Source organism: Methanobrevibacter oralis (assembly GCF_001639275.1).
In the GTDB taxonomy this organism is placed as follows: domain Archaea; phylum Methanobacteriota; class Methanobacteria; order Methanobacteriales; family Methanobacteriaceae; genus Methanocatella; species Methanocatella oralis.
Genome location: NZ_LWMU01000114.1, coordinates 20001 through 32999, shown reverse-complemented (window position 1 = coordinate 32999; position 12999 = coordinate 20001). Strand labels below are relative to the sequence as shown.

Here is a 12999-nt window from a genome sequence, read left to right as displayed (position 1 = left end):
AAAAAATCGATTAACGTATTCCTTATACTTAAATATTTAAATCTAATAATATTTAAAATATTACTTAATAAGCTAATTTAAGAGTGAGAATTAATGGATGAAAATAAAATTAAATGTATTGAAGAAGGATTAACAAAAATAGAATTCCCTGAATTCGATAAAATTTCATCAGATGCACCTGTATTTTATAATCCACACATGGAACTAAATAGAGATTTATCCATATTAGCCATACAAATTTTTCAAAAAGAGCAAAACCGCAAATTAAATGTTTGTGATTTGTTTGGAGGTAGTGGCATTAGAGGAATCCGATATAAGAATGAAATTAATGGTATTGAAAATGTAGCTATTAATGATATCGATGAGTTAGCTAACTATTTTGAAAGACATAATATTGAATTAAATAATCTTTCAAATGTTGAAGTGAATCAACATGATGCTAGTATGTTTTTAAGGCTCAATAGAGGAAAATTTGATGTAATTGACATTGATCCATTTGGAACTCCTTCACCATTCTTAGATTCCACAGGTTATTGTGCTCGTAAAGATTCATTATTATGTGTAACTGCAACAGATACATCTGCACTTTGTGGAACTTACAAAGAACCTTGCATACGTAAATATAATGCTAAACCTTACAAAAGTGAATATTGTCATGAAAATGGAATCAGGATTTTAGCAGGATTTGTTGCATTAACCCTTGCAAAATACAAAAAGTACATTGAAATTAAATTATCCCATAGTACTGAACATTATATGAGACTTTATATTGAAGTAAAAAAAGGTTCAAAAAAAAGTGATGAATCTTTAAAAAATATTGGATACATAAGTCATTGTAAAGAATGTTTACATCGTCAAATTAATTATGGACTAGCTAGTAGTCTTGATGATGTTTGTCCTATTTGTGGTGAAAAATTAATTCATGCAGGACCAATGTGGCTTGGAAAAATCGGAGATGAAAAATTTATTGAAAAAATGATTAATGAAATAAATCATAAAAAAATAAATAGTGAAAAAATAGCATTAAAATTATTAAATAGCTGTCTTTCAGAGTCAAATGCTCCAATTACATTTTTTGATGTCCACACAATCTGTAAAAATCTTAAAATTAGTGCTCCAAAATTAGATTTGGTTTTTGATGAACTTAAAAAAGAAAACTTTGTAGCATATAAAACACATTTCAATCCATTAGGAATAAAAAGTGATGCTACAATCACTGATATAAAAAGAATTTTATTAAGACTAACTGAATAAAAAATTATTAAAATTAAGGTATTCCTAAATTTGTTTAAAAATATTTGAACAAAATTTTAATATAAAACAAATATAATAAATAACATTGCATTTTCATTGCAAGTTAATGATTTTAATATAATGCAAAATAAGCTTAAAAAAAATAAAAATAATTCATAAACATCTTAAAAAAAATAATAAAATAAAAGTTAAATTGTAAAAAATTAATTACTTAAATAAAAAAGTTTTAAATAATATAAGTTAAATAACTAAGGTTAAAGTAAAATTGAATTATAAAATTTCAATTATAAAAATGTGATAGTATGGTAAAAACTAAAGATGACGTAATAAAACTAGATGACACCGACATTAACATACTCAAAATAATTAATGAAGATGTAAGAACTTCATACAGACAAATTTCACGTAGTTTAGATGTATCTGTTGGAACTATACACAATCGTATTGACAAAATGGTCAAATCTGGAGTAATTAAAAAATTCTCACCAGTAATAGATCATGAAAAACTCGGTTTTGTTCTTACAACAATTATTGGTGTAAGAGTAAAAGGTGGAAAACTTAAAAATTGGGAAGAAAAAACATTCTTTAATAAAAATGTTGTTGGAATATACGATGTTACAGGAGAATATGATGCATTCTTAATTGCTAAATTTAGAAATACAACCGAACTGAATGTATTTATTAAAGAATTGTTAAAAGACCCTATGATTGAAAGGACTTACACCCAGACAGTATTGGATGTAATCAAAGAAGACATGGGTTCTTCAAACATTTTATAAAAATATATTAAAAAGTGAAACTAAACCAATACTTTTGATAAATAACCATCACTTTAAGAATTTTTTTATAAATTTTACAAAAAAACATTCATTTTACAAGAAAAAATTAAAAAAGATATTTATAAAACTAATAATCAATAATAATATAAATATTTAATTAATAATTTGAGGTTATCACATTGGTCGTATGTTTACCTGATACACAAGACGATACTCCAAATATTCCTATTAAATTAACTAGAGTAGGTGTAACTGGAGTTAAGAAATTATTACAAGTTGAAAGAAAAAATAAGAGACCTATTATTTTATTACCCACATTTGATGCATTTGTAGACCTACCAAATAATCAAAAAGGAATACACATGTCTAGAAATCCTGAAGCTATTAGTGAAGTTGTTGAAACTGTAGCTAATGATAATACAATAGACATTGAATCATTATGTGCTAAAATAGTAGATAAAATGATGATTAAACACGAATATGCTAAACGTGTCGAAATAAATATGACAACAGATTTCATGTTTATGAGGGAATCACCAGTAACTAAAAATAAAACCCAAGAAATGGCTAAGCTAAAAGCAAAAGCTATTGGTTTTAGAGATGAAGCAGGAAATATCACAATTAGAAAAAGCATTGGTGCTGAAGTGATTGGAATGACCGTTTGTCCTTGTGCTCAAGAATCTGTAAGAGAATCTGATAAAAATAAATTATTAGAATTCTTAGATGAAGAAACCACACAAAAAGTATTAGATACTGTAACATTTGCTTCACATAATCAAAGAGGAATTGGAACATTATTCATTGAAGTTCCTGAAAATAAAAAAGTAGAAGCCGAAGATCTCATCCATATTATTGAGGATTCAATGAGTTCACCAGTTTGTGAACTATTAAAAAGACCCGATGAAAATGCAACAGTTATGAATGCTCATAAAAAACCGGTTTTCGTTGAAGATTGTGTTAGAAATATGATGGAAAAAGTAGCTAAAAAATATGCTGATTTCCCAGATTTCATTTCAGTTACTGCACGTCAAGAAAATCAAGAGAGTATCCATAGACATAATGCATTTGCAGAAAAAACAACAACAATTGGCGAATTAAAATCTGAACTAAGGGTTTGATTAAATGAAAAAAACTTATGAAATTGCTGGTCAAGTAATGGGATTTTTTGATGCATTTAAAGGTTCAAGACCAGCTATTGATAATGATGAGATTTTAATTGTAAGAGGAAAATCAAGAAAAATTATTCCTATTAATGAATTTTCTTTAAAACTTTCAAAAATTGGAGAACAACTTGGAGGAAGTGAAATAGAAGCTAGTTCGGAGAAAATAACTGAAATTTTAAAATCAGGAGATAAACACATTCAAAAAAATGATTTAAACTCTGCTAACATCGATAACAGAGGATTCATTAGGATGCAAAAAGAATTAGAATCCTTAGGTCTTGTTGTTGAATACAAAGTTTTTGAACTTCCTAATTTTGATGTTGTAATAGCAATATGGGAAGATAAAAATGAGCTTCCACCGCTTTATGTTGAAGTAACTGTTTCAAAAAGAGAAATATGACATCAAATTTAACAAAACAAGATATTTTCGAAATATTGAGCTCAAATGATGATGAAATAATAAAATACATAGCTGAGATTTCTAAATATCGAAAGAATAATCTTATTACTTATTCTAAAAATATTTTTATACCATTAACCGAAATCTGCAGAAATGATTGTGGATATTGTAATTTTAAAAAGAATCCTAATGATCCTGATGCAATTATTTTAAAAAATAAAGAAGAAATTCTATTAGAATTAAAAAATGCAGAAAAATTTGGGTGTAAAGAAGCTTTATTTACTTTTGGTGAAGATGCTGATGAAGATGAAAATGTTCGCATTAAATTAAATGAATACGGCTATGACAAAATGACAGATTATGTTGTAGATGTATGTAAAATGACACTGAATGAAACATCATTATTACCCCACACTAATGGAGGTAATTTTAGCTATGATGCATTAAAACAACTAAAAGAAGTCAATGCATCAATGGGACTTATGCTTGAAAATTCATCGCAAAGATTGATGGAACTTGAAGCTCACAAAAAAAGTCCTGGAAAAAACCCTAAATTACGATTAGAAAGTATTGAAAATGCTGGAAAACTTAAAATTCCATATACAACTGGAATATTAATAGGAATTGGAGAAACAACCGAAGAAATAGCTGAATCTTTACTAAAAATTAGAGAGATATATGATAAATATGGTCATATTCAAGAAATAATCATCCAAAATTTCACACCAACGCCGGATATTGAAATGTGCAATTGGCCAAAACCGAGCTTTTTAGATATGATTAGAACTGTAATTGCTGGAAAATTATTATTTAAAGATACTGATGTGAGTATACAAGTTCCACCTAACCTAAATTATGATACTGCCCAAATTTTCTTATTATGTGGTGCGGATGATTGGGGAGGAGTTTCACCACTTAGCCATGACTTCGTAAATCCAAAAAGTCCTTGGCCAACTTTAGATGAACTTGAAAAATTAACTACTGATGCTGGTTTTAAATTAATCGAAAGATTATGTATTTATGAGAAATACATTAACAATGAATGGTTAAATGATAATCTTTTAGAAAAAATAGCTAATTTATCCGAGCGTCAATAACTACATGTTCTACACCTGGAGCATATTTTTTTATTTTATTTATTTTTAAGAGATCTACTTGTCTATCTCCAGATTCTAATTTAATTCTTTCAATTGGTCTTGTTTCGATTAATTTATCAGGAACAGTTTCATGATAGTGAATAATACCACCTTTATTTAAACTATCAATAGCTACTTTTAAGTAATGGTGAGTTGTTTTAATATAACCCATTACTATCCTATCTGCTTTATATTTTGGAGTTTCAACCATACAATCCCCTAAAATAGGATTTATACAATTTAAATTGTTTAATTTAATATTTTCACATAAAAAATAATATGAGTTATGATTAATTTCGATAGAATTAACTTCTTTAGGATTAGCATGAACGCCTATTGGAATTGAAAAATAACCAATTCCCGCAAACATGTCAAGAACCTTTTCACCATCACCGACAAGTTTAGCTATTCTTAAACGTTCATTATTATTTCCTTTAGACCACATTACCCTCCTTAAATCTAATTTAAATAAACAAGCATTTTCTTTATGGACTGTTTCTGTCGAATTACCATAAATAAGCTCATAAACAGGTTCTCTTTTAGTTCCTTGAATATGTTTGATTTTCATTATTGTTTTAACATCGTGTTTTTTAGATAATTCCTCTAAATCACTTTTTGAGCCATATTCATAGTTATTATCTAAAATTAATATATTTCCTATTTTTTTCCATTTCATTTTATACCTTCAATAAGAAAAGTTTATATATCAAAATAACTAATAGTATATTGTTAGTTTTTACTAATATATTGATTCTGATTTTAAATAAAATTAATAGTAAATTATTTAATTGATTTTATTGTATTAACCTATGAAGTAGTTGAAATAAAACATTTTAAATGCTTATATGAGGTGAGTTTAAATGAATGATAAAATATTAGAAGGTACAACAACAGTAGGAATTACCTGCAAAGACGGAGTTGTATTTGCAAGCGAAAGAAGGGCTAGTATGGGGAATTTAGTAGCTCATAAAGTCGCGGAAAAAATATTTAAAATTAATGATCATATTGTAACAACCATAGCTGGTTCTGTTGGAGATGCACAAAGTTTAATGAAAGTTATTGATGCTGAAGTTTCACTTTATCAAATGAGAAACAATGATAATATGAGTGTTAAAGCTGCTGCATCATTAACTGCAAACATCTTACGTTCCGGACCAATGTATGTTCAAACATTACTTGGAGGAATAGATGAAGATAAGCCATCTTTATATTCTCTAGACCCGGCCGGTGGGATGATTAAAGATAAATACATATCAACTGGATCAGGTTCTATCGTTGCATACGGTGTTCTTGAAGATAGATATGATGAAAATATTACAACCGATGAAGGTATTGAAATAGCCATAAGAGCTATTAAAGCCGCTGCTGAACGTGACACATATTCTGGAAATGGATATTTAGTTGCAAAAGTAGATGCAAACGGCGTCGAAATGTTAGATAATGGAAAAATTAATGAAGTTCTTGAAAAGATATAAATAAAACTAATTTTTCATAACTAACTATTTTTTTATATATAAAGTGTAAATAGTTTATGAAATTTATCTTCTTATAGCTAAATGCTTTTCATAAATTATTATATACACTCACTTTTTTTGAAGGGATTATATGACTTCAGATATTTTAGATGACATTAAAAAAGAGATTTTAAGTAAATTACCAAAATCAATTCAGGTTTCAAAAGTTGAATTTGAAGGTCCTGAAGTAGTAGTTTACACTAAAAATCCAGAGATTATTACCGAAAATGGAGATCTTATAAGGTCTCTTGCAAAAGAATTTAGAAAAAGAATAATTATTCGTTCTGATAAAAGTGCATTACTTGAACCTGAACATACAATTGAAAAGGTTCATGAAATTGTTCCAGATGGAGCTGAAATCACTGATATTTACTTTGATACTGTAACCTGTGAAGTTGTAATAACCGCTAAAAAACCAGGTTTAGTTATTGGAAAATATGGTGCAACTTCTAGAAATATTGTTAAAAATACAGGATGGGCGCCTAAAATATTAAGAACCCCCCCAATAAGTTCAGATGTTATTGGAAAAATAAGAACAATACAAAAAAATAGTAGTAAAGATAGAAAAAAAATGTTACAACGTCTTGGTCGTCAAATTCACCAAGGAAGTAAATATCCTAATGACTGGGCAAGAGTTACATCAATGGGTGGATTTAAAGAAGTAGGACGTTCTTCAATGCTTTTACAAACACCTAACAGTCGCGTTTTATTAGATTGTGGAGTTAATGTTGCTGCATCAGATAATAAAAATGCATTTCCTTATTTAAATGCACCTGAATTTTCAATTGAGGAATTAGATGCAGTTATTATTTCACATGCCCATTTAGATCACTGCGGATTCGTACCATACCTTTATCATTATGGATACGAAGGACCAGTTTATTGTACAACCCCAACAAGAGATTTAACAACACTGTTACAATTAGACCATTTAGATATTGCTCATAGAGAAGGTAATCCTTTACCATTTAATGTTAAACATGTTCAAAAAGCTATTAAAAATACAATTACTCTCGATTATGGTGAAGTAACAGACATTTCCCCAGATATTCGATTAACATTACACAATGCTGGACACATTTTAGGTTCTGCAATATCACATATGCACATTGGGGATGGAGCTCATAACCTTGTTTATACTGGTGATTTCAAATATGAACCAAGTAGGTTACTTGAACCTGCAACAATTAGATTCCCACGTGCTGAAACTGTAATTATGGAAAGTACCTATGGTGGAAAAGAAGATATACAACCCTCCAGGAACAATGCAGAAAAAGAAATGATGAAAACTATATATAAAACTCTCAAACGTGGAGGAAAAATTTTAGTTCCTGTATTTGCTGTAGGAAGAGCACAAGAACTAATGGTAGTATTAGAAGAATATATGAGGCATGGATTAATCGAAGAAGTACCAATTTACATTGATGGAATGATTTGGGAAGCTACTGCAATTCATACTGCAAGACCTGAATATTTAAGTAAAGATTTAAGAGATCAAATATTCCATATAGGAAGAAACCCATTTGTATCTGATATGTTCAAAAAGGTTCAAAACTTTGATCAGAGAAAAGATATTATTGAAAGTAATGAGCCAGCAATTATATTATCTACTTCAGGTATGTTAACCGGAGGAAATTCTGTAGAATACTTCAAATGGTTATGTGAAGATGATAAAAATACACTAATCTTTGTAGGTTATCAATCTGAAGGTTCACTTGGTAGAAGAATTCAAAAAGGTTGGAAAGAAGTTCCTCTCGAAGGTGAAGACGGTAAAACCAAAGAATTCCATGTGAAAATGGAAATTAAAACAATTAACGGATTCAGTGGACATTCCAACAGAAGACAATTAATGGAATATGTTAAAAGACTTAATCCAAGACCTGAAAAAGTTATTACTTGTCATGGAGACCAATATAAAACTGTAGATTTAGCTTCATCTATACACAGAAGTTATAAAATCGAAACAAAAACACCAATTAATTTAGATTGTGTAAGAATACATTAAATATTAAATACTTTATTGAACATAAATACTAATAAGGATATTATACTGAGAGTATAACATCATTCATTTTATTTTAATAAAAAAATAAGCCAATAGGTGTGAAAATGGTTACTTATTCAGAGTCTGGTGTTGATATTGACCTTGAAGCTGTTACTGTTTCAGAATTAGCATCAAAACTCAAATCAACATTAGAATGTAGAGACATAATAACTGACAGTGGTCATTATGCTGCTTTAGTAAAATTAGGAGATAAAGCAATAGCAATGAGTACTGATGGTGTAGGAAGTAAAATATTAATCGCTGAAATGATGAACAAATACGATACAGTTGGTATTGACTGTATTGCAATGGTTGTTAATGATATTCTCTGTGTAGGTGCAGAACCAATAGCCCTTGTAGATTATCTTGCAGTTGAAAAACCAGACCCTCAAAAAGCTTCAAAAATAGCTGAAGGTCTTGTTAAAGGAGCTATAGAATCAAAAATAGCAATAATTGGTGGTGAAACAGCTTCACTTCCAGAAATTATAAAAGACTTTGATTTAGCTGGAACTGGTATTGGATTTGTTGATATTGATAAAATAATTACTGGTGAAAATATTGAACCTGGAAATGTTTTAATAGGAATTGAAAGTAATGGAATTCATTCCAACGGTTACAGTTTAGCTAGAAAAGCATTATTCAATGATGCTGGTTATACTGTTAATGATAAAATGCCAAATGGAGAAACCACTATTGGTGAAGAATTAATAAGGCCAACTGAACTTTATGTTAAACCTATCGTAGCATTATTTGAAAAAAATTATAATATTAATGGACTTGCCCACATTACTGGTGGAGGATTTACAAACCTTAGGCGCTTAAAAAAAGGAGTAGGCTACGAAATAACTGATCTTCCAGAAATTCCAGAAATATTTAAACTTATTTACAAGCAAAATGTAGACATCAAAGAAATGTACAAAGTTTTTAACATGGGTGTTGGTTTTGTTGTGATTGCAGATGAAAATGAAACTGATAAAATAATTAATACTTTAAAAGAACATTGCAACTGCCAAATCATTGGAAAAGTAACTGATGATGAGAAAATAGTTGTTAATGCTTTTGAAGGAAGTCGAATTGAATACTAATTAATGGAGGAAACTTACTATGAAAATCATGAAAGATAAAGAAATAGCTCTTGTAAAAGAAATTCTAAGAAAATTAGGAGCTAGTGAAGAAGATTGTGAATTGGTAGCAGAGGCTACAATTGATGCGGATTTAAAAGGATTTACTTCACATGGACTTGGTAGATTCCCACAATATATAGTTAGTATTGATGCTGGAACAATTAATTTAAAAGACAATATAACTATTGAAAAAGAAACCCCAGCTATAGCATTAATAAATGGTAACAGTGGATTTGGACAAGCAGTGTCCTACAAAGCAATGCAAATCGCTATTAAAAAAGCTAAAGAAATAGGTATTGGATGTGTTGGTGTTCATAATTCAAATCATTTTGGAGTTACAGGATTTTATTCTGATTTAGCATTAAGAGAAAATTGTATTGGTATTGTAATTGCAAATACCGATCCAGCTATTGCTCCATTAGGTGCAAAAAAAGCATTAATTGGTACTAACCCTCTTGCTTTAGGAGTTCCATCAGAAACTTATATTAGTGTAGATATGGCAACATCTGCAACTGCACGTGGAAAAATAATTGAAGCAAAAAGAAAAGGATTAGAAATTCCAGATGATTGGGCCTTAGACAAAGATGGAAAACCAACTACTGATCCTGAAGAAGCTCTTAATGGATCATTATTACCCTTTGGTAGATTTAAAGGATATGCCTTAGCTGTAATGATTGAAATTTTAACTGGACCATTAGTTGGTGCAGAATATGGAACAAAAGTAACCGGTACTGCATCCCCAACCCAAAATTGTACAAAAGGGGATTTATATGTAGTCATTGATCCATCTAAATTTGGAGACTTTAACGAATTTGTAGAAAATACTGAAGACTTTATTTCACAAATCAGAGCTACAGGAGAAAATATAGCTATTCCTGGTGATTTAGAAGTTAAAAAAATCATTGAAGCTGAAACTAATGGAATTGAAATTGATACAAAATTATACGAACAATTAAAAGAAATCTGTGATAATTTAAATATTGACATAGATTCTTACTTAGAAGAATAACAATAATTCTTCTTTTTAATAATTTAATAATTATATTTTTAAAAGATTTAATCTTCTTTTTTTCAAAAACCAAAATAAATAATACAATGTTATTAAAATCTAAAGATTATTTATTTCCATGTTTATTAATCAAAACATTTATTGTTTAGAAATTAAAAAAAATAAGTTTTAGATGAAAGTCTGTAAAATAAAAATGATTATATATACCATGAAAATATAATATTAAATGTTTATAAATGTAATATAAAAATTACATCTATAATGAAAGTCTCAAAAGGAGGATAAAAAATAATGAATTTAAAGAAATTGCATATTTTATTATTAATGATGTGTATGATATTGTTAGTATGTATTGGATCTGTTTCTGCAATTGAAAATAACGAAAGTAATGTCGATGATATTGCAACAGATTATGAATCAAGCATATCTCCTACACTATCAAATGGAAATAATGCAACAAATAATAATGATACAAATGGAACTCAAAACAATTCTGAAAAAATAAATACTGAAATAAATGCAGAAGATATTGAAATAAATTCTAATGATTCAGCTAAAATTAATATTAGTGTAAAAGATAATGAAAGTAATAAATTAAACATTACAAAATCTGATCTTAATGTATCAGAAAATAATAAAACACTTGCGTTTACATTCAAAAATTCTACAATAACCATTTTATCTGATTTAAATATTGGAGAACATAACATAATTATAACTTATTTAGGTAATGCAACCTATGCTAATTCTTCAACAAACATTAGTATAAAAATACATGGAATGGATGTTCCTAAAAGCGTTAATGTTAATAGTACAAATACAGTTGTTATACCAATTACCATAAGTAATGGAACAATTACTGAAATTGATAAAGATAAATTAAATCTGACTGTCAGTATGAATAATACCACAAAAGTGATTGATAATTTTGAGCTTAAAAATGGAACTATTATTTTCCAACTAAACAATTTTAAGACTGCTACATTGACAATTACCTATCCTGATGAAAAATATAATAAAACAACAAAAACAGTTGTTTTAAAATCAATTATTAACGTGGATATAATTCCAATTAAAACCGTTAATCAATATAAAAATGGTGCATTTACATTTAAATTAATAGATGTTGATACAGGAGAGGTTTTAGCTAATAAGACTATTAAAATTTCAATAGCTGCACCAGGATCTTCAATTAATTCAGGATATTCAATTAAAACAAATAATGAAGGAATTGCTAGTATAAATACATCCAATATCGTGATTTATAGTATGAAAAATAACACTTTTACTCAATCTTTCATGGATGTTGGAAAATATAATGTAACTGTATCTGTTGAAACTACAAATACTACAATAGTTCAAAAATCAAAAAAAGTCTTACTTGAAATAACAAAAGCGGATATTGTAATTCAAATGAAAGATTTAAAAGATTACTATGGAACTAATAAAAATTTAACAATAACAGTAACTAATAAACTTAATGGTGAACCAGTTAGAGGAATAATTCTTAAATTACACATTCCTAAAACTAATAAAAAATATTACTATTTCGTAACTGATAAAAATGGTACCAGTAAAATTTCAATTAAACAATTAGTTGGCGGAATATATGATGTAACTGTATCAAATAATGATACTACTAATATAAAAGAAACTAGTGCAAACGCTAAACTCACTATTCTTAAAAAACCAGTTGTTATAACTACAAAAAGTAAAACCATGTATTATAACAGTGGTGAAACAGCTATAATTAAAATAAGTGATAAAAATGGTAAAGCAGTTCCTGGTGCAGCAGTTTTAGTAACTTTACACACAAAAGGAAAAAAAGCTCAAAACTATTTATTCTTAAGCGATAAAAAAGGTTATATTAAATTTATTGCCCCATTATCCGTTGGAAAACATAAAATGGTTGTTAATAGTGCAGACACTAGATTTGCAGCAAAAAGTGTAACTAAATATATTACTGTGAAAAAAGCTAATGGAAAATTATCTGCTCCAAAAACCACTGCTTTTTACAAACAAAATAAATATTTCACTATTAAATTAACTAATAGTAAAAACAAAAAAGCAATTTACAATGCGAAACTTAATATAAGAGTTTTTATTGCTAAAACAAAATATTATAACTTTAATGGAAAAACTGGAGCAAATGGACAATTAAAATTGTTAATTAACTTAAATCCAGGTAGTTATAAAGTAATGGTTCTTGATAAAGATCCAAACATGGTAGCTAAACAGATTACCTCAAAAATTATTGTTAAAAAAGCACCAACAAAACTAATTCCAACAAAAGTAAACGCTAAAGTAAAAACTTCAAAATTATTCAAGGTAAAAGTAATAAATAAAAAGACTAAAAAAATAATTTCTGGAGTTAAAATAAAAATCAAAGTTTACACAGGCAAACAGTTTAAAACTTTCAATGTTAAAACCAATAAAAATGGAATTGCACAAATTAACACAAAATCTTTAAAAGCTGGAAATCACAATGTAATCGTTACATCAGCAGATAAGTATTGTGTTGCTTCTGCTGCAAAATCTACAATTAAAATAACAAAATAAATCAAAGAGAATTAATT

11 protein-coding genes are annotated in these 12999 nt (G+C 28.0%); 10 read left to right on the top strand and 1 reads right to left on the bottom strand.

What is annotated here, in order from left to right:
• The first annotated feature begins 93 nt into the window (after window positions 1–93).
• From MBORA_RS09085 to cofG, 5 genes are all read left to right on the top strand, one after another.
• A complete protein-coding gene (locus tag MBORA_RS09085; RefSeq protein WP_042691738.1) occupies window positions 94–1254 on the top strand; it encodes a tRNA (guanine(10)-N(2))-dimethyltransferase in 1161 nt (386 codons plus the stop codon).
• A 302-nt stretch (window positions 1255–1556) separates the two neighbouring features.
• Window positions 1557–2033 (top strand): Lrp/AsnC family transcriptional regulator, encoded by a 477-nt coding sequence (locus MBORA_RS09080; protein WP_042691742.1) that lies wholly within the window; start codon window positions 1557–1559, stop codon window positions 2031–2033.
• 179 nt (window positions 2034–2212) lie between these two features.
• Complete coding sequence (gene mptA / locus MBORA_RS09075; RefSeq protein ID WP_063720571.1) at window positions 2213–3151, top strand: GTP cyclohydrolase MptA; 939 nt, start codon at window positions 2213–2215, stop codon at window positions 3149–3151.
• Window positions 3152–3155: 4 nt separating this feature from the next.
• On the top strand, window positions 3156–3596 hold the full coding sequence (locus MBORA_RS09070) for a DUF2120 family protein (RefSeq protein ID WP_042691745.1): 441 nt from the start codon (window positions 3156–3158) through the stop codon (window positions 3594–3596).
• The gene (gene cofG, locus MBORA_RS09065; protein ID WP_042691747.1) at window positions 3593–4693 is read left to right on the top strand and encodes a 7,8-didemethyl-8-hydroxy-5-deazariboflavin synthase subunit CofG; all 1101 of its coding nucleotides are present in this window, start codon (window positions 3593–3595) and stop codon (window positions 4691–4693) included. The genes MBORA_RS09070 and cofG overlap by 4 nt, the downstream gene beginning before the upstream one ends.
• Here cofG and MBORA_RS09060 read toward each other — a convergent pair.
• Window positions 4671–5408 (bottom strand): class I SAM-dependent methyltransferase, encoded by a 738-nt coding sequence (locus MBORA_RS09060; RefSeq protein WP_042691749.1) that lies wholly within the window; start codon window positions 5406–5408, stop codon window positions 4671–4673. The two genes, cofG and MBORA_RS09060, sit on opposite strands and share 23 nt — an antisense overlap.
• 184 nt (window positions 5409–5592) lie before the next feature.
• Between MBORA_RS09060 and psmB the strand changes: the two genes are divergently transcribed.
• From psmB to MBORA_RS09035, 5 genes are all read left to right on the top strand, one after another.
• A complete protein-coding gene (gene psmB / locus MBORA_RS09055) occupies window positions 5593–6207 on the top strand; it encodes an archaeal proteasome endopeptidase complex subunit beta (protein WP_042691752.1) in 615 nt (204 codons plus the stop codon).
• Window positions 6208–6337: 130 nt separating this feature from the next.
• Entirely contained in the window at window positions 6338–8251 is a 1914-nt protein-coding gene (locus MBORA_RS09050; RefSeq protein ID WP_042691754.1) for a beta-CASP ribonuclease aCPSF1, read from the top strand.
• Between the two features lie 104 nt (window positions 8252–8355).
• On the top strand, window positions 8356–9375 hold the full coding sequence (gene purM / locus MBORA_RS09045; protein WP_042691757.1) for a phosphoribosylformylglycinamidine cyclo-ligase: 1020 nt from the start codon (window positions 8356–8358) through the stop codon (window positions 9373–9375).
• A 19-nt stretch (window positions 9376–9394) separates the two neighbouring features.
• A complete protein-coding gene (comC, locus tag MBORA_RS09040) occupies window positions 9395–10423 on the top strand; it encodes an L-sulfolactate dehydrogenase (protein WP_042691759.1) in 1029 nt (342 codons plus the stop codon).
• Between the two features lie 291 nt (window positions 10424–10714).
• On the top strand, window positions 10715–12982 hold the full coding sequence (locus MBORA_RS09035; RefSeq protein WP_042691762.1) for a hypothetical protein: 2268 nt from the start codon (window positions 10715–10717) through the stop codon (window positions 12980–12982).
• Window positions 12983–12999: the final 17 nt, after the last annotated feature.